This is a genomic window from Bradyrhizobium sp. Pa8, assembly GCF_052588265.1.
The window spans coordinates 1,313,263-1,331,386 of sequence record NZ_CP176767.1 but is presented as its reverse complement, the minus strand read 5'-3'; the positions used below and the strand labels follow the sequence as shown (position 1 = coordinate 1,331,386).

General features: G+C 57.6%; 18 protein-coding genes and 1 pseudogene. 7 read left to right on the top strand and 12 right to left on the bottom strand.

What is annotated here, in order from left to right; translation table 11 throughout:
• The first annotated feature begins 279 nt into the window (after positions 1-279).
• Positions 280-468 carry a hypothetical protein gene (locus ACKWRH_RS06100; RefSeq protein WP_445219730.1) on the top strand — a complete coding sequence of 63 codons (189 nt, stop codon included), beginning with the start codon at positions 280-282 and terminating at the stop codon, positions 466-468.
• A 368-nt stretch (positions 469-836) separates the two neighbouring features.
• Here ACKWRH_RS06100 and ACKWRH_RS06095 read toward each other — a convergent pair whose 3' ends face one another.
• On the bottom strand, positions 837-1,043 hold the full coding sequence (locus ACKWRH_RS06095) for a tyrosine-type recombinase/integrase (protein ID WP_445219729.1): 207 nt from the start codon (positions 1,041-1,043) through the stop codon (positions 837-839).
• A 170-nt stretch (positions 1,044-1,213) separates the two neighbouring features.
• On the opposite strand from ACKWRH_RS06095, the pseudogene ACKWRH_RS06090 reads away from it, so the two are divergent.
• Positions 1,214-1,561: pseudogene (locus tag ACKWRH_RS06090) on the top strand (IS5/IS1182 family transposase); the annotation flags it as partial.
• On the opposite strand, the gene ACKWRH_RS06085 reads toward ACKWRH_RS06090, so the two are convergent.
• Positions 1,480-1,692 (bottom strand): hypothetical protein, encoded by a 213-nt coding sequence (locus tag ACKWRH_RS06085; RefSeq protein ID WP_445222646.1) that lies wholly within the window; start codon positions 1,690-1,692, stop codon positions 1,480-1,482. The pseudogene ACKWRH_RS06090 and the gene ACKWRH_RS06085 overlap by 82 nt on opposite strands.
• A 1,239-nt stretch (positions 1,693-2,931) precedes the next feature.
• Here ACKWRH_RS06085 and ACKWRH_RS06080 point away from each other — a divergent pair.
• From ACKWRH_RS06080 to ACKWRH_RS06060, 5 genes are all read left to right on the top strand, one after another.
• Positions 2,932-4,536 carry a hypothetical protein gene (locus ACKWRH_RS06080; RefSeq protein WP_445219728.1) on the top strand — a complete coding sequence of 535 codons (1,605 nt, stop codon included), beginning with the start codon at positions 2,932-2,934 and terminating at the stop codon, positions 4,534-4,536.
• 610 nt (positions 4,537-5,146) lie between these two features.
• Entirely contained in the window at positions 5,147-5,509 is a 363-nt protein-coding gene (locus tag ACKWRH_RS06075; protein WP_445219727.1) for a GNAT family N-acetyltransferase, read from the top strand.
• A gap of 1,803 nt (positions 5,510-7,312) precedes the next feature.
• Positions 7,313-8,002 (top strand): response regulator, encoded by a 690-nt coding sequence (locus tag ACKWRH_RS06070; protein WP_445219726.1) that lies wholly within the window; start codon positions 7,313-7,315, stop codon positions 8,000-8,002.
• On the top strand, positions 7,981-9,495 hold the full coding sequence (locus ACKWRH_RS06065; RefSeq protein ID WP_445219725.1) for a type II and III secretion system protein family protein: 1,515 nt from the start codon (positions 7,981-7,983) through the stop codon (positions 9,493-9,495). The genes ACKWRH_RS06070 and ACKWRH_RS06065 overlap by 22 nt, the downstream gene beginning before the upstream one ends.
• A gap of 10 nt (positions 9,496-9,505) precedes the next feature.
• The gene (locus tag ACKWRH_RS06060; protein ID WP_445219724.1) at positions 9,506-10,168 is read left to right on the top strand and encodes a CpaD family pilus assembly lipoprotein; all 663 of its coding nucleotides are present in this window, start codon (positions 9,506-9,508) and stop codon (positions 10,166-10,168) included.
• A gap of 45 nt (positions 10,169-10,213) precedes the next feature.
• On the opposite strand, the gene ACKWRH_RS06055 is transcribed toward ACKWRH_RS06060, so the two are convergent.
• Genes ACKWRH_RS06055 through sctJ form a run of 10 tightly spaced genes read right to left on the bottom strand, consistent with a single transcriptional unit; the run spans position 10,214 to position 18,124 of the window.
• Entirely contained in the window at positions 10,214-11,251 is a 1,038-nt protein-coding gene (locus ACKWRH_RS06055) for an EscU/YscU/HrcU family type III secretion system export apparatus switch protein (RefSeq protein ID WP_445219723.1), read from the bottom strand.
• Positions 11,248-12,069, bottom strand: a complete 822-nt coding sequence (gene sctT / locus ACKWRH_RS06050; RefSeq protein ID WP_445219722.1) for a type III secretion system export apparatus subunit SctT — start codon at positions 12,067-12,069, stop codon at positions 11,248-11,250. The genes ACKWRH_RS06055 and sctT overlap by 4 nt, the downstream gene beginning before the upstream one ends.
• Positions 12,070-12,081: 12 nt before the next feature.
• Positions 12,082-12,357 (bottom strand): EscS/YscS/HrcS family type III secretion system export apparatus protein, encoded by a 276-nt coding sequence (locus ACKWRH_RS06045; protein WP_445219721.1) that lies wholly within the window; start codon positions 12,355-12,357, stop codon positions 12,082-12,084.
• A 9-nt stretch (positions 12,358-12,366) separates the two neighbouring features.
• Positions 12,367-13,026, bottom strand: coding sequence for a type III secretion system export apparatus subunit SctR (gene sctR, locus ACKWRH_RS06040; RefSeq protein WP_445219720.1), 660 nt, complete (start codon positions 13,024-13,026; stop codon positions 12,367-12,369).
• Complete coding sequence (gene sctQ / locus ACKWRH_RS06035; protein WP_445222327.1) at positions 13,019-14,101, bottom strand: type III secretion system cytoplasmic ring protein SctQ; 1,083 nt, start codon at positions 14,099-14,101, stop codon at positions 13,019-13,021. Before sctQ ends, sctR begins: the two co-directional genes overlap by 8 nt.
• A 26-nt stretch (positions 14,102-14,127) precedes the next feature.
• Positions 14,128-14,661, bottom strand: coding sequence for a hypothetical protein (locus ACKWRH_RS06030; RefSeq protein ID WP_445219719.1), 534 nt, complete (start codon positions 14,659-14,661; stop codon positions 14,128-14,130).
• Positions 14,637-15,992, bottom strand: a complete 1,356-nt coding sequence (sctN, locus tag ACKWRH_RS06025) for a type III secretion system ATPase SctN (protein ID WP_445219718.1) — start codon at positions 15,990-15,992, stop codon at positions 14,637-14,639. Before sctN ends, ACKWRH_RS06030 begins: the two co-directional genes overlap by 25 nt.
• Complete coding sequence (gene sctL, locus ACKWRH_RS06020; RefSeq protein ID WP_445219717.1) at positions 15,992-16,615, bottom strand: type III secretion system stator protein SctL; 624 nt, start codon at positions 16,613-16,615, stop codon at positions 15,992-15,994. The genes sctN and sctL overlap by 1 nt, the downstream gene beginning before the upstream one ends.
• Positions 16,612-17,244 (bottom strand): nodulation protein NolU, encoded by a 633-nt coding sequence (locus tag ACKWRH_RS06015; RefSeq protein ID WP_445219716.1) that lies wholly within the window; start codon positions 17,242-17,244, stop codon positions 16,612-16,614. The genes sctL and ACKWRH_RS06015 overlap by 4 nt, the downstream gene beginning before the upstream one ends.
• 13 nt (positions 17,245-17,257) lie before the next feature.
• The gene (gene sctJ, locus ACKWRH_RS06010; RefSeq protein WP_445219715.1) at positions 17,258-18,124 is read right to left on the bottom strand and encodes a type III secretion system inner membrane ring lipoprotein SctJ; all 867 of its coding nucleotides are present in this window, start codon (positions 18,122-18,124) and stop codon (positions 17,258-17,260) included.

The following is an 18,124-nucleotide window of genomic DNA, read 5'->3' as shown; positions in this document are numbered from 1 at the left end:
GATGGCGGTGGCTGGGATCGCGGGAATGTGCTGGTGGCTGACTGGCTGACTGGGCGCGAGCGGTGATTTGCTTCTAAGCCGCTTGCCAACCCTTGCGCTCGGCATAAGCGAGCACCCGCTGCCGATCCCACCTGATCATAAAGCCAGGGATTGGGCCCCCCGGACGATGGAGGGTGTTGAAGAAGCGCGCGGCCTTCTAAAGGTCGCATTCTCTGTGGTAGGGCAGTGCTTGAAAGCGCGAGCGTATGGCCGCGTAACTTCAGACGAGAGGAGGTTCCGATGTTCGAGGCCAAAGACTATCGCGTGTGTTGCCACCACTTCGTCACCCCGACCAACCGCGCCGTCTACCCGGCGCAGGAGCCCTTACTAACCTACTCTGAGGCCCTCCGGCACGTGCAGGCGGAGCAGGCCAAAGGCTATATGGTGGCCTGGGTCATCGACCGCACCGGAGCAGGAGCCACCAAATGAGATTGGTGATTCGAACGTGAGGCGTTTCCACCAAGCTTTGCTGTGCATGGGACCGTTAGGACTTAGTCCCCGGTAACATCAGCTGTCACCGAGTTTGGCTGGCGCATTCGAGGGACTTGATCGAGGTCGGTGGCGTTGATAATGCTCTCGGCATCGCCGTGGTCTCCGCGCCGGAGGTTCGAGGTTGATTGCCGCGCAGATGATGCCGCCTTCAATTCGCCCAATCGCGGGATTGGACCTTTGGGAGGACACCGCCAATGTCCCCCCGGTCAAGCAGAAAGGCTGGATGACGATCCGTTCGCGCCGGAGAATTCCCAGTCCGCGGTAATTGAATCCGAGAATGCCACCGCCCGCGCTGTCCTGAATGTCTACATCTGCAAGGTGAAGCACTTCCTGGCCACAATCGAGATCGTCACTTCGAGCGCAAGCTGCAACTCATAAAACGGAACGTAGTGAGACTTGAAGAATTTGGTCATGCGCGCCGTTGCACGGCAAGCCATGACATCGACATCGCGGCAGCGCAGCTTAATCGCCTCCGAAATGCGCAGCCCGGTCGCAGCGATCAATCCGATCAAGGTCTCGAATGTGGCTGATCGTACTCACCCTGTGGATTTAGGGCGCTGGCGGCTGCGAGCAAGTCTAGGATCTCGTTGTCGGTGTAGATGTGGGGCGTCAATCGGCTCCTGAAGTTGCCGAACATCGGCGTTGCCGGAAACTCAGTTGCCGGCTCGAGGCGCTGAAGTGACGGGTGGCCGCGCTGCACATGATTGAGCCTCGTGCCGCCGGCCGACAACGATCACACTTGGCGCCAACAAAGTCTACGATGCAGAAGACTTTATCCACGTTGACGCTGCATGTTGCACAGAACAGCAGTGGCCGCAGTTCTGTGATCGACGGACTCGGCACGGCCGGCTATGCCGTCAGCCAGCGCATCCGCAAGCGCATCGAGGAGGCATTCGGCTGGATCAAGACGATCACAGGGCAAAAGAAGACCAGCTTCCGTGGCCGTGATCACGTCGCATAAGCTTTTACCTTCGCTGCCGCCGCCGACAATCTGGTGAGGCTGTCCAAGCTGACAGCGGAGGCGGGCTGATCGCCGAGGTGCCCAGCTTTGCCAAAGGCCTTTGCCGGCCGCTGGCGCGTCGTCGAAATGGATAACTGGTGTGCGCCGTCGAGGCCAAGCGACCGTTCGGCACGACCGCTCAGCGCGACATCGACGATCATGGTAGCCTTGTGAGCGGCGACGCAACGGAGCCGCCCCCATGACATTTGGCCGGTCTCCGATCCGCGCCACCTCGAAGGGTGGACATGCAGCGCGACTACCGCGCTTAGCGATGCATCCTAGCTTGATGGGTTGTCCTTTTCTAGGACGCGATAATTCTGCCGCACGGTCATCAAAAACGTTGCCCAGATTCCCACCGTCGACAATAAAAGAGACGATCGAGTCGCGATTCCACATGATCCACGCGTTTGGACGACTCCAGAAAGTAACCGGCCAGCGCGACCGACTCACTTCGGTTGAGCGGCTTCAGGCCAATCTGTGAACTCCATCTCGAACCGACCAAATCCAGCCGGCTAGGTCGTAAAGTTGACGGTCCTTCCTGACAGAGCCGCCAATGAGCCGGATGCAAACTTAAAGACCACCTTACCGGATGCTGCCATGCCAAGAGGTCTGTCATCCCGCATGACAAGGAATGCGACCGCCTCCAGGAGCTGTCCAACCGCAAGTCCGTCGATCGCACGATCGAATATCGAGAGAGGCTAAAGACGTCCATTTCTCACTATCCAACTCACTGACCGAAATGGCCGTAATCGCGGCATCTCTCAATGGCCCGTTGGCCACGTGACAGCTATATTGAACACTGATAATGACGTGCTCATCTCGATCACCTATTGGCTCTCGATCAACCCCCTCTGTCGAGCAGTCATAGCGCCGGATCGTGTCCGGGAGCGCTCCCCCGCTCAGCCCGAGCAAACCCAAAGCAGAACATAGTAGGATCGCGAGAAAGGATGTCTTCATCCGCCTACGCCTTCGTGGGATATCCTCCGTTTGATGCGTACAACTTGACGCAACGACCGATTCAAGTCCCTAGCGGCTTTTGGCGCGGGCGGCTCGTCAGGGATCCTCCATCATCGTCAGCGCCTCTGCGATCGGAACGCGCCCAGGCGCTTAGCCACGATGCAAGGTCGTTGCGGCCTGCGATTGCGCTATAGGATCGCCACTATCGACCGAACTGTGATAGCATCCCAGCGGACTGCAGCATCCAAAGCAACACACTCGTACTCGACCAGCATCTCGACCACCACGAGCGCCAAGCGAGCCTTTCGAGTGAGCATTTTCCTCGCCAACGGTTGCGTCGAACATTCCTCTGCCGAAGCTGAACAAATGCAGAAGCTCGCGATTAACGACGAGTTTCAACGCCCGAAAGCAGGACGGCGCTGATCTTGTCAAAAGGGAACAAAATGATGAGCGGCAGCACAACATTGCGCCTGGCTCTGTTGTCGACCACACTTGCATCTTGCCTTGCAGGGGATGGGCTGGCAGCGCCCGCAATTTCGGCATATTACCTGACTGGCCCCGGAGCCGAGAAGGGCACGCCGGACTATTACGCAAGCCTGGAAAATCTCAAGGAGCTCAGCGCGAAGATCGAGCACGAGCAGACAAACTTCAACAGCCTCGTGCTGTCCTTCGTGCAGCCCAGTTTGACCAAATACACGTCGAACGATCTGACCTGCACGGGACTTTTTGGCAATACCTGTACCAGTGACAAAGGCTCAACCAAGTCTGTCTCTACGGAGACCAGAGATCCGAAGGTCGATTTCCAGACTCTGAAAAGGGTCGTTGCCGATCTAAAAGCCCATGGCGTGGAAACCTATATAGCAGTCGGCGGATGGAACTTCAGTTGTCATCCCAAGATCTACGATGCGACGGCAGGAAAGAAAAATTCATGCGGCCCCCAGGATGAACTTTATGATACCTTTCCGAACCCTTCGACCGAAATACCTCGTCCTGACTTTGAAAGCAGCATCATAGGAAGCGACGCGGACAGCGCGTACAAGAACATTGTTGCGCTCGCAAATGATCTTGGGGTTATGGGCATCGACGTCGATTATGAAGAGATCTGGCACGCCGACATCAACGCTAAGCTTTGGACGTTGACTCCCGACGAGATCACGCCCCCCGCACCAACCAATGATGCGATGAAAGCGGAGATGTTAGATGACAAGGCCTTGATGGAGCTTGGCATCGGAGCAGACGTATTTGGCGACACCTTGAAACTCAATCCTGACAGCGACAAGCTTCCACGCGCTATGCCGCGGACGGTCGAGAAGTTCGCTGCAATTCTGAAATCACTGGACAACGCGATCAAAAGCATAAATCAGTCGTTGAAGCTCAGCGTTGCTGCCCCTGCCAACGGTGGGATCCCCAATATGTCGGCCAATTGGGAGACGATCGCTCCGAACTCAGGCATTTACGGAGGTGTATGGCGGGGTGGTAATCTTTATGGCCTGATCTACAACACCGCTCTGCTCCACAAGGCGGAGATCGACAAGTTAAGCCATGTCGGCATCATGGCATACGATCTTGGCGAACTAGACTGCGAGCGCACTCGTCCCGAGAGTCACATTCCATGTGATCTCGTAGGACAGGTAAATTATTACTACGCTCAGTCCGCTGGTTGGCTCAAAAATGGCAGCGGACTGCCGGCAAATTCGAAGTTTGCAAACTTTCACGCAAAAGTCTCAGGATCGAGAACCGGCGCTCGAGCGTCGATTCAACCCCGCAAACTCCTGATCGCGCCACCGATCACGATCGGCTTTGAAGTCGGACAACCAGCAAGCGGGAATCTGCCACTGACCAGAGATGATTTGACGAAGATCATCGATGAGACAATCAAGCACTCTCGGTCAGGGATCATCATGTGGGATTTATACAAAAACGTCCGCTTCGATCGTGATCAATGGAAACCGAACTGGGCGACTCCGAAGGAAGTGCTGAAGGAGGCTTGCACGAAAATGGGCCTTTACGGACAGCATTATAACTGCGAGGCCAACATCCCACGCTAGAGGAAGTCCAGTTACTTATGGGCATATCCTGCTGCCTTGAAAGCCTTTGCAGGGTCAGCCCGCGTGAATTTGTCGAAAGGGGAAGCCGATAGCCTCCATTTCGTCGCGATTGCCTGCTCGGCGTTGGCTTGCCAGATTGCCTGGAGCTTTGACTACCACCGAGTAGGATAGCCGAGAGTGCCGGATGTGCATGAGTGTTCACCAAGGCTCACACTTGGATCTCACGAACCTCTCACGTGTGAACAAGGATTGGAGAGCCTGCTTGAGCTCTCTGCAAGCAAGCGCTGGCGAATGCGCCGGTTTCGACCCGCCCCAGATGGGGCAAAGCTGGGGCCTGGCTCGGGACTCTCTGCGATGCAAATCGTCTAAGGCAAAGAGTTTGAGCAGCTTAGCGGCGGATCCGCTTTCTGTCCTAGATAAGAATTCGGTGCTAGAGGTTGTCTGCATAGCTAGGAAATTCATTTAAAAGTACTTTTTGCATGCCGTGGCGAGGAATGGAGCCCGACGATCTTCCTGGAGTACGGCCATCGCAGATCGCATCCACCTGAACTACCCTGAGGATGAAGCGGTCTTCTCGGAACGGCTGGAGCTGTACGCTGATGGATGTATCATGCTTGAGCGCGCGCGGGACGGCCTGGCCGGCTACGTCGTCAGCCATCCTTGGCACTTCAGGAAGCCTCCCGCGCAGAATGTGTTATTGGGCGCCGTACCCGAGCCTGCGTCAACCTGCTATATTCAGGAAATTGCGTTGCTACCGGAGGCGCGCAGCAATGGTGCGGCTTCCGAGGTTGTGCTCAAACTGATCAGACGCGCGAAGAAAGCCCGGTTTCGCAACCTCTCACTGGTGGCTGTCAACAATTCAATCAAATTTTGGGAGAGGCACAGTTTCCGAGCGCTGGATGACGCGGATCTGAACCAGAAGCTCACAAGCTACGATCGTCGGGCAAGGTATATGGTTCTTGAATTAACATGACATCTCCGTACCCTGTATCTGAGCATCAACCGGGCTTGGCGTCAGCCTCAAGGGTGATGGCATTAGGTTCGATAGCCTGAATTTTCGAGGTCGTTCGCGCATTCCTCAGGGGTGAACGCTGTCAGGAGTTCACCGATTGCGTAGGCGCCTAAGTAAACGCCCAAGCGCTCGGGTCAGGCAAACGTCAATAACGCAAGCGAACTGACACAGGCTGACGGCGTAAGGAAGCCCCCGCGTCGCTACCAACACACGAGGTTCACCAATTGCGTCGCGCCGCGCGGATGGCGGTCACCGGATTTGCGATTGCAAAAGCCTCGAGCGAGCGCGTCGAGATTGACGCCGTTGGTGAGTTTGCCACAGCGTGGTGAAGCGGTTCCACATCACGACCACCGGCTGTCTTCGATCGAGATGAGAGGCAAAAGTGATGCCGAGCATCGCAAGGGATGGCTCCTTTGGCTTGAAGGGGCTTTTCGAATAGCCATGCTCTCGCGGGCTCCTGCACGGCCAGTCCAAGACCAGCTAATCAACTATAAGTCACGAGCGCTCGAAGGGACTTGAATCGTACATAGCGTCAGATTGTACGATTCAAGACACGTGCTGTGCGTTTTCCAGAAACGACGGCGGTCTCCGATCGCGTCAAAAACTTCATGACAGACAGAATGTCTCATCCCCCAAGCTCCCCTCGCTCGACTCCGTCGCGCTGCTCGACAGCTCCGCCCGCCCCCCTGTTGCTAGTGTGGTCTATTGTACCCCTGACGGCGTGTCAGTTCCGCCCCACTTGTAGCCGCAACAGGAGGAGTGGTTCGGCACCGGGGTCCGCTCTCCTCACATCGTCGTTCCCAAGGGGGAAAGCAGCGCAATCGAAGTTCGATATCCGATCGTTTCGCGGCCGTTCGTTAGAATCGCTGCAATGCAGGCGACTAGGCCGACTAATCCGCATGCGCCACAACGCCAATGCGGGATGGGCTTGCCAATGGTTCGGCGCAACCAACGGATGCACCGTTAGAAGAGTATCGGACGTGACTTAATGTCTGGCCGGCGTTCGGCACCTATCGAGGGCTCTGTCCTTCGCAGCGAGAGATATTGGGCAGAAGCACGATAAAGACTGGGCAAAATAGCGGCCTGCAGACGGACGACAGATCGTCTAGCGATCGAGACTTTGATTAGCAGGTGCCAACCGCTCACGGACGGGGTTCGAGTGGCCGAATGCGGGAGTTGGCAGCTCCAGCACGGAACGCCTGCCGACCGTGTGAGGCTTTGCAAATTGGGGGTGCCGCGATGCAAATCGCTTATCAGCGCTGGTCAGCCATCAAACTTGCGGCCGTGCGACTGCGCTCGTCATCGGAGCATCGATCGCAATGATGAGATTTAGGTCCGGAATACGGAACCGCATTGTCACCGATCCGCCATGTGAATGCATCTCATCCAAACAATCGATTTCAGAAATTCATGTGTTCTCGCAATCATATTGACCTCTCGATTGGTAACAACTGCCCAAATTGTCGCGGTGATGAGCGAGGGACAGCCAGGCCCGTCGATGCATTTGATTGATTGCCGCCTATGCCCCTGTGGCAAGACCAGATTGGACGTCACCAAGATGCATGCGAGCCACATGAGGCAGTCGAAAATGCGGGTCGAGCTGACAATGGATCGGATCAAATATGCGATTGGCCAATACCGCTCTTCTTCGTCTATTCCGGCTGCCAACGCTTACACCCAGGCCGGCCTGTTCAATTTCGCTCGGGGTCATGTTCGAACGTGACGCGCTGGGTGTTTTGGCATGACTTGATAAGAGGTGGTGAAATGCGAACGCTACTGGTTGATCATGAGACGGACCCAGCGCGCGTTATACACGAAGCACTCTTGGATTGCGGTTTCGCCGTTGACTTAGCGTGCAACCTGGATGAAGCGGCCGCCGCTTTTTGTTGCGCCAGCTATGACATTCTACTGCTTGAGTTGGTTCTACCGGATGGAGACGGCTTGGATTGGCTGAAACAGTTGAGACGCAACGGACATTCGATGCCTGCTGTGACAATGAGTAGCTTTAATGAGCTCGGTAGGCGGATCGCGGTTTTCAACGGCGGGGCGGACGACTTTCTGCCCAAGCCCGTGTCTACTGATGAACTCATCGCGCGGATGCGCGCCACTCTGCGCCGATCAACGCAAATGACGGCCCCGGTCGTTACTTTTGGCAATTTAAGATTCGATCCGATCGGTCGGCAAGCGTCGGTTAACGGTCGGCAGCTGAAGATCGCGCGCCGCGAGGTGTGCATTCTCGAACATCTGCTCAGCCGCGCAGGCCGCACGGTGGCGCGCGCATCATTGGAGGATGGCCTCTATGCATTTGACAATGAGGTCTCGACCAATGCTCTTGAGGTCGGAATCTATCGTTTACGCGGTCATTTGAGTCAGGCTGGTGCGACGCTACGGATCAAGACCGCGCGCGGGATCGGCTACGGACTTGAATTGAAATGCGCAGCGCCGGCCGCGTAAGTCAATCGAACTTGAAAGAAAAGACTGTCTTGAACATCGTTCTTGATAAGCATGCTGGCGTCAATCGAGGATCGATCGCTGCCAACGCCCTTTCGTCCGCATTTCTTCCTTGTCTTTCGCATCTTTTGTGCGTGGTCGTTCTGCTGTCCCCGCTGACTGCGGTAGCTCAGATCAAGCGGGATGATGGAGGGGGGCCGCCGCGTACGGCTCCTGGCATTAGCGGGACGCTGACCCTTTCCTCTTCGCTCGGTAAGACAATTCATCTGCCCGCGCCAGCTGCGAGCATCTTTGTCGCCGATCCCGCGATCGCGGACTATCAGGCGCCGTCGAACAAGACCATCTTCGTTTTCGGTAAAAAATCGGGACGGACCAGCTTGTTCGCACTGAACGACAACGGGGAGGCTCTCGCTGAACTGCGTGTTGTCGTCACACAGCCGATCGAGGATCTGCGTGCCACGCTGAAAGCCCAGATCGGCGACTATCCGATCCAAGTCAGCTATACCCCGCGCGGCGCCATCCTTAGCGGTACGGCGCCCAATGCGGAGATCGTTGACAGCGCGGTGAAAGTGACTGAGCAGTTTCTTGGGTCTGGTGCGCTTGTCGTCAACAAGATCCAGGTGGCTGGTTCATTGCAGGTCAATCTGAGCGTGCGCGTGGCGGAGGTCTCTCGGAGCGCCATGAAGGAGCTTGGCGTCAACCTCTCTGCTTCCGGTCAGGCCGGCCCGTTCACCCTCGGCTTGGTCAGTGGCAGTGGTGGTGGAACCGGCGCGGCGCAGGGTGGCGGTACGGCAACGATCGGGGTCAATACTGGCAATGTCAACGTCAGCGCTGTACTCGATGCACTGGCTCGCGAGCGCCTCGCTTCGGTACTTGCTGAACCGAACCTCACCGCAATGTCCGGCGAATCCGCGAGCTTCCTGGCTGGCGGCGAATTTCCCATTCCGGTCTTACAGGACAATCGGCAGATCTCCGTCGAGTTCCGCCACTTCGGTGTCAGCCTGGAGTTCGTACCGACCGTTCTCAGTAACAATCAGATCAATATCCGCGTGAAGCCTGAAGTCAGCGAACTATCGTCACAAGGTGCTGTCACCATCAACGGCATCACCGTGCCGGCTCTCTCCACCCGGCGTGCCAACACGGTCGTCGAGCTCGCCAGCGGTCAAAGCTTTGCGATCGGTGGCCTCATCCGGCGTAATTTCAGCACTGAGATCAAGACCTTCCCTTGGCTCGGCGACGTGCCGATTCTTGGTGCGCTGTTTCGCTCATCCTCATTTCAACAGGAGGAGACGGAACTCGTGATTATCGTCACGCCTTATGTCGTGCGGCCAAGATCGAACACGAAGCAGATGAGTGCACCGACTGACCGCATCGCACCGCCCTCAGACCTCGCGCGCAGTCTGACGAACACGTTGGCAACTCGCCCGCCTGGTCGCGGTGCTCCCCCGACGAGCGCACCAGGCCCGGCAAAGGGTGCCGGCCACATCACCGAATAAGGACCGATCAATGAGATCACGAATCGTGCGCCCCCTGGTCGCTCTGACGGTCGGTCTAGGTGGCTGCACAAGCGCCGCCCCAACCTACCTCGAGCCGAGTGCGCAAGCGACTTTGGTTCAACAGGAGAAGAACGTCTTACTGTTACAGAGCCTTCGAGGGGCCGAACGGCAGCGGCTGCGGTATTTCATAGCGAGCACCAGTCTCGGTCGGCGTGACGCGCTCCATCTTGATATCACCGGCTCACCTCGGCTCGGAACGCAGATAGCAGTTGAGGCCCGCGCAATGGGCGTCGATCCTCACAACATCCGCCTGTACGGCCCATTCATCGATAAGCGCAATGGCTCTGCCGCGCGAATCGAGGCGATGACGTATGAGGCACACCCTCCCGTCTGTCCGTCGATTTCGATCGTCGGCCCTTCAGTGAACGACAATTCCTTCGACCCGACGCTTGGCTGCTCGATCCGCAACAACCTGGCCGTCATGGTCAACGATCCTCACGACTTGCTGGACAATCAGGCCGTGATGCCGAGTGATGGCAATCGTGCGGCCATTCCCGTTGCCACATACAAAACCTTCGGGACGGGCAATAACAGCAATTTGGGCACAGCTAATAGCAAAGTGTCATCAGATCCCACGTCAGCTGGCACCCAGACCGGACAGTCGTCTCGATAGCGACAGGATTCTTCACCCAACATGCGATGCAATTCGCAACACGATCTAGACTTGGCCGGTGGCAAGGAGCGCTTTTGCGACAGACTCGAAATACGGATTAGGAATGGGGTTACCAAGCTTGGCATTGCGGATTAGTTCGCGGACCAGGACGTGATCATCGACGATACTGAGACGAAGGCCCCGCGCTTCATCAAAGAGCCGTGAAGCCGCTTCACCCTCGCCGCGACAAACCAGGACCGGCACGCCGGTTTCGCCGCGAACGTACCGTACTCCGACCAGCATCTCGCGCCCAGTCAAGATCAATGTTGCGCGACCTACGCCTTGCGGAGCCTCGTTCGCCTGCTCCCGACGAAGACGTCGGTGTTCACGTTTCAGCTCCGGATTGCCTTGCTGCTCCTTGAGCTCTCGCTTCATCTCGCTTGCAGTCATGCGCATGCCGCGTAAAAACAACCAGCGCTGGACGAGGAGATCGATCAATCCGCCGATCATAAACGCGCCACTTGCAATCCCGATCAACAGTTTCACCTCGATGAACACGAAGTCGAAGCAGCCTATGCCGCAAATCGGCAGATAGACCAGCGTCTTCCATGTGCCGACAACGACGAGGAGAAAGATCGCGCCGAGGCAGACGACCTTGACCAAGGTCTTGCCGAGCTCGACGAGTGAACGTAGGGAAGCAATGCGCTGCAACCCTTTGATGGGATCGATGTTCTCGAATTTCGGCGTCAACGGCTCCGTGGAGAACACTAATCCACCATTGGCCAGGACCGCGGTCAGAATGACGCAGGTAACGATACTCGCGAGCAGCGGGCCAACAATTCTAAGAGCAAGTTCGGGCAAGATGCCGAGCGCCAGATCGACCGCAATATTGAACGGCAGCTCCAGCAGCTTGTCAGTTAGCATGAGTGCTTCGCGGCACTTGCCCTGGATGGAACTCACTTCCAGCCCAAGATAGCCGAGACCGACGCAAGCGCTGACGGCTCTGACGAGATCGGTGCTGTGCGGAACCACCCCCTTCTTGCGCGCATCGCTTAGCTTCTTCTCACTGGGGGCAAGCGTTTTCTCTTCGCTCGTGTCGCTCATTTCAGTTGCCTTTCGAGCCTCTCCAGCTCGCGGCTCGACTGCATAATTTCCGATTGCATGTATTCGATGAGATAGACCGTATACGTCACCATAACGATCGCAAATCCGATATTCTTGATCGTTAAGGACAGATCCTTCGGACTGAATTGCGGCGCAAACCGCTCGAGCAAGAGCGCTGATATGTCGACCAGCAACAGGAAAGCCACCACAGGCCCAGAGACCAGGATCGTGGTACGAATGATGCTGTCGAGCACGCCCCACAACTCTATTGTTCCTTGCATGCTCAGCGTGGGTCCAAGCTGATAAGCCGGCCAGATCAGATAGCTGCCGTAAAGCCCGCTGATCATGGTTTGCAGGCCTCCCGATACGACGAAGATCGTGATCGCGGTGATGCCGATAAACAGTCCGGTCGCCGAAGCCTGGCTGCGCGTCGCGGGGTCGCTTGGGGTGACCACGCTGCTGATGCCCCGTTGGGAATCGATAAGCTCGCCGACGGCCTGAAGGCTCCAGAGTGGAATGCTGAGCAGGGCGCCGATCATAAGGCCGACACAGACCTCCTTAAAACCGAGTAGCGCGATTTTGAACAGACGTGTGTCCGGATCCAGCGCCTGCAGGCCATCGGCCATTTGTGTCAAGTATGGAAGTTCGAACGCAACGGCTAGGCAGCCGCGGATGAGGCCGCCGATCTGCGCACGCGTGAATACCGGAAGCACCAGCATAATGCCCGCGGGGCGGGCCGCACCAAGCCCGGCGGCAACAACAAGTTCGATGGCCGCCTGGATCAGACCTTGAGTTTCGGCGGTTGACAAATCATTCATGGCGACGAGCGGCTAGTAGCCCGTCGTGAGCGCGGGAAAATCAGTGAAAATCTGCTTGGCTTGTTCGATGAGCGGGGCGCTCAGGACCGGAGAAAACAGACCGATAATTCCAACAATGACAAGCAGCTTCACAGTGAGTGGCAATGTCTGGTCCTGGATCTGCGTTACCGCCTGAAGGATGCCGACAATGGTTTCGGCGACCGCTGCTGCAATGAGCGGCGGCAGAACCCAGATCATGAAAAGCACCAGCGATCGGGCCATATGAGTGAGAATAGTGGTCTCATCCATGTTTCAACCTCAAGGCGTTGCATAGCTCAGCACAAGCCCGTGCATGAGACGTGACCAGCCATCAATGGCTACGAATAGAAAGAGCTTGAAAGGAACAGATATCACTGTCGGAGACACCATTGACATGCCGAGGGCCATTAGAATGGTCGTTACGATCAGATCGATAGTGATAAAGGGAAGATAGAGTAGAAACCCGATTTCGAACGCACGCTTGAGTTCAGAGATTAGAAAAGATGGGACGAGAATGACAAAATCATCGGCTGTGGCTCTACCGCGCATCTCCTCTGGCCAGACACGTTCAGTCGAGGACAGGAAAAAGCCTCGCTGTTCTTCATTGGTGAACTTCTTGAGATAGCCTCGCAGCGGCTCTTTGCCCTCTTTCGCAGCGGTTACAAAATCCTCAAGCGTTTGATAGCGGAGCTGCAGATCGGCGACTTTGTTGTAGCTCTGCTCGAAGATGGGCGCGCTCGTGAAGGCGGTGAGGATCAATGCTGCGCCGTATAGAACGATGTTCGGTGGTATCGATTGGGTTCCAAGTGCGTTGCGAACGAGGAAGAGAACGACGGATACCTTTATGAAGGCCGTGGTCGTGACGACCGCGAAGACCAACAAGCCGAGCCCGGCCGTGATCGCAAGAAGCGCCAGGATCGCTGGTTGAATGTCAGTCATGGCCGGCTAACCCGCCGCGGAGTCTAATGCCGAGCTCGTCCCCAATACGTACAATGTCACCACGCCCGATACGGACGCCGTTTGCAAGAATATCGACTGGGCCGTCGATCGGACGACCAAGTTCGAACACATGTCCTTCGCCGATGCTTCTCAATGCTCCGAGCGTGATCGGCCAGCGGCCGCATTCGAAGACAAGCGAGATCTCGATGTCGTTGAGATCGGCTTCCGAGGGCGGCTGCTGTGAACCGGGTTGTGTCGTCATATACGCAAACTCCAGAGGGCGCGGTCGCGAATGAAACGGTCCGCGCAGGGTCAGGCGGTTGCCGGTGACATCTGCCGCGGTCCATAACCGGCCCGCAGTGAGGATGATCTGGCCACGGGCGAATGGCATGACCTCCGGCAACAAAGCGTCGCCTGCACGCGTCTTGCGAAGTAGCGAGGCTGAAGCGCGGAGCGCGCCGATTTCTCCTGCAACTATGACAGGGAGGTCTGTGGAAAGCTTGCGCATCTCTCGCGGCAACTGGCCGAGCAGCTCGCCTAAGGCGTGGAACGCCGGCGGCATCGGTCCAGCAAGAGGCGAGAAAAGAAACAGGCGGCCTTTGCCCCTGACGGGACCGTAGATGATGTCGAATTCGATATAGGGCCCCTTCGTCTCGGCCTTTCCGACATGGAGAAGTTGCAGTCTCTGCTGTGTCTCAGACTCCAGACGAGCGAGCAACGGCTCGAGTGCAAGTTCGAGTACCAGCGAACGACTTGGCTCGGAAAATAAAGCGAGGCCACTCTGGACTGTCGAGATCACCGCCTCGGCAAGCGCATGTGGTATCGACAAGACGATCGCATCATCTTCGACGCCCCAAACGCAGTCGAGCATCGAGATAGGTGAAGGCTCTTCCTGCCACACAAGTCGTTCCAGCCGCACCGATAGCGGCTTATCACCAAGATTAATGCGCACAGACGTGCGGGGCCGTGCGATTCTATTGAGCCACGAGACGAGAGTATGGGTCAGAACGAGAGACAGCTCGTACCTGGCGTCGTCCGCATGACTTGCTGGAGGCGGTTGGACAGGACAGCGCATTTGCATCGCATCAGGACTAACGGTCATCAAATTGAGCCGTCCGCGACCATCATGGGCAACCCCCTCCGATAGCGCAGCAAGACTTCATCATCGGCCTCTAGCTCAGCCGTCACTTCCGAATGGGTATCGGCCGCACGCCGGACGTCGATCTCGATCTGCCGCCATTTATGGGTTGCGGCGGAACGTTTGGCCAAGTGCGTACGGCTCTCGGCTGCCGCGGTCTCGGCCTGCTTTTGGGCGATGCGCGCGTCCTCAAGCCTCAAGCGTTTTGACGTGATCTCATTAGCAAGCCTCTCAAGGGTGAGCTGGCAACGATCGAGTTCAACGACGGACAAGGTACCGAATGATGTCAACTGTTGATAAACCTCGGCCTCGGCCTGTGCGTGATGCTGCTCGGCAATTGCAAGTTCCCGCCCTGCGTGCTCCGCGGCCGAGGTCGCGATACGGCGTTTGGCTTCCATATTGGATAACTCACGACGAGCACTACGCTCACGCATATCCTTCACGTGTCGCAATCTCGAAGCGTGAATGCAGCTCATGCGGTCAGACGGCAAATCCATGTAACGGTTTCCTCAAAGGTGGACGCATCGCCTTCACTCTGGCGCAAGAACTCGCGCAGATCATCGATCGATGCGATAGCTTGATCCGTCAGCGGATCGCTGCCTTGCTTGTATTCGCCGACCTTGATCAAAAATTCCGCCTCTGCATGGCGGGAGAGCAGATCACGGAAGAAGGATGCTGCCTGGCGATGCGGCGCAGATGCGACGGCATCCATAACGCGGCTACGGCTCGACAGCACGTCGATGGCGGGGAAATGCCCCCGTGCCGCGAGAGAGCGTGAAAGAACGATATGACCATCGAGAATGCCGCGCGTTTCCTCGGCGATCGGATCGCCCGTGCCCTCACCTTCAACAAGCACGGTATAGAAGGCCGTGATTGAGCCGCGCTCGCCCATGCCAGCGCGCTCCAGCAAACCTGGCAGCATGGCAAAGACAGAGGGAGGAAAGCCCCGGCGGGTCGGTGGCTCGCCGGCAGCAAGACCGATCTCGCGCATCGCGCGGCTAAATCGCGTTAGTGAATCCATCATCAGAACGACGCGCAGGCCTTGTTCGCGAAAATATTCGGCGAGTGCGGTTGCCGTATAAGCACATTGCGCCCGCTCCATCGCTGAGCGATCGGAGGTCTCAACGACGACGATCGTGCGGCAAAGGGCCGTCTGTCCAAGGTGACGCTCGATGAATTCACGCACTTCGCGTCCGCGCTCGCCTATCAGCGCAACCACGGTCACGTCAGCGACCGCGCCTTTTACGATCTGCGACAGTAACGTCGACTTGCCACCACCAGGCTCTCCATAAATGCCGATCCGCTGCCCCTCGCCGCAAGTCAGAAGACCATCCAAGGCGCGAACGCCGAGTGGCAGGGGCCGCTCGATGATGCGTCTTGTCATCGGGTTTGGCGCTTTGCCACGCAGCGGTCGGGTTTCCGTGGCTTTGACGACGCCCTTGCCATCGAGCGGGCGGCCGAAGCTGTCGATCACCCGACCAAGCAAATCGGGTCCGACCGGCACTTCATGCATTCGTCCGGTAGCAACGACTTTCGCGCGGCTGGACATGCCTTGCAGGTCACCGATCGGCGACAGCAACACGCCATCCTGCAACAGACCGATCACCTCGGCCTCAAGTGACCATCCGGTGCGCGGATCCTCAAGGACACAAAGCTCTCCAATGCGAGCATCCGGCAAGACCGCATGGATGAGCGTGCCGATCGCCCGGGTAATCCGTCCGTGTACGGCACGCGTGTCCACATGCCTTGCTGTAGATCGAAGACGCGCCAACGCTGCGGGCAGAGTTCCCTCTCCCTCAGGACCGCGACGGCTTGGTCCCCCCGCCATCACTGTTCGCCTGCCTCAGGTGCTATCCCAAAGCCAAGACGCAGGGCGCGGAGCTGTGCGTCAAGCCCGAGATTGATATTGCCGAATTCGCTCCAAAGCACGCATTCGTGTGCCGACAGCACCGGATCGGGAACGATTCGGACCGCCGGCCGGCCCTGCCGTCCGTCATACGCGGCAAGTTCGCGCGTAAGCTCATCAGCATCCATGGGAGACACATGAAGAGAAAGTTCCGCCCCACCATATTTCTGCAAAATCGTGTGACGAACCGTCCTCACCAACATCTCGCCGGGGTCGAACGCGCCCAATAGATCAGTTACGATCTCCATCACGAGAGCTGACAATTCCTGCTCCAGAACGGCTTTTTGTCGTGCCACTTCCGAGGCAGTCTGCGCAACCAGTTGTGCCATTTCCTCGGCGCCGGCCCTCACCCCCTCGGCATGGCCGCGCGCTCGTTCCTTCTGGTAAGCTCTGCGCGCCCAGGCGCGAACCCGCTGCAGATGCCGCTCGGCCACGTCTCGCGCCTCGACGGCGGTCTGCCAGATCTGGAGATCCTTCGCCGCTACTATTCGCCCAACCGGGCGGATATGCGGAGCGACGGGCGGCGCGGAGTCGTCGGCCGTCATGCCGCTGGGGCCTCCGTCGCCAGTTGGGGCAACACCAGGGAAAACAATCGGCCCGCGGCATCGCGGTGTTCAGCCGCAGGATTGTCCGCTGCCGTTCCGATAGCTAAGCGTAGAAGCACGCGGCGGCGATCAAATGCTGACGCTTCGTCGAGCCAAGCGCCGAGACAGCCATGTCCATGATCTTCAATCTCTTGCGCAAGCTGTTGTGGGTCGGCAATAACGCTGGTTGAAACCGCGTGCGCTGCATGTCGGATCCCGAAAGCCTGCACTTCGATTCCGATGCGCCCGATCAGAACAGCGACATCGTGCTTTGAAATCAGCCTTGTCAGCGAACGGGCATGCCAGATACCGCCGGCGAGCAGAGCAGCCCTCTTCGGATCACGTCCGTGGAGAAGGTCTGGCCCGAAGTCATTTCGTTTTGAGTCCATTTCATGGTCAAGCAGCAAGCTTGGCAGTCTGATCTGCAGCCTCGGACTCTTCTGCAGTCGTACCAACGTCGCAGCCGAGAGATTAGCATCAAGTCGTGCGGCAAGGCGGGTCGGATGAATCGAGGCAGCAAGCTCACGAACACCGATAGAGGGAAAGTTGAGCGGACGATGCCGCTCGGCGGAGGGATCCGGTCTCACCATGTCCGACACCACACTACGCCGCATTGGAGTTGAGCGCTTTGCGCACGGCCTCGATAGCGGAAGCGCCCGAACGCCCCGCAACCGTGGCCACTTTGTGAGATGATTTTTTACGCTGCCGCAGACGAGCGCTCAGCAATACGTAGGATAGCACGCCGAATACCGATCCGCCGAGACCCACGCCGACCGCAAGCAATGGCGTTGAAATGACACCAGAGGTTTGGGCGAAACCAGCTGCAGGCGCCGGCCGCTGCTCCAGTGCAGGCCGCTCGACTGACACAAAGACCACAGCCACTTTGTCGTAGGATAGGCCCTCGATGCTGTTGGCGACGAGCATTTTGATCTGCGGCAGCAAGATTGCAAGATCTGCCTTAGCATCGTGCCGGATAAAAACAGACGCCGAAGATGGCGTGGTGTCGCGCCGCAACAGCTCGTTCTTAGGCAGAACAACATGGACGCGCGCTGAGAGAACACCATCGATATCACTAATCGTGCGCGACAATTCTTCGCTCAGCGCATAGACATAACGGGCGCGCTCCTCGGTCGGCGAAGCAATCAGACCTGTCGCGTTGAACACTTCGCCGAGACTCTTGAAAGCGTGGCGCGGCAAACCTTCGCCATTCAGCAGGTCGATCGAGGCGGCAATCTGGTTTTGCTCGACCTGAATCGTGCTGGTTCCGTCCTTAGCAGCAACGCGGACCGCATCGACACCGTTCTTGAGGAGGACCGCAAGCATCTCGTTCGCCTCACGCTCCTGAACCTTTGTGTAGAGATCGGCTTTGCAACCAATAAGAGGAAGCAGGAGCGGCAGCAGGGCCACAACGTGGAGCCGCTTGCTGGGCGGACGCGCCTTGCCGCTTACGCGGCGGATTGAACCAATCAT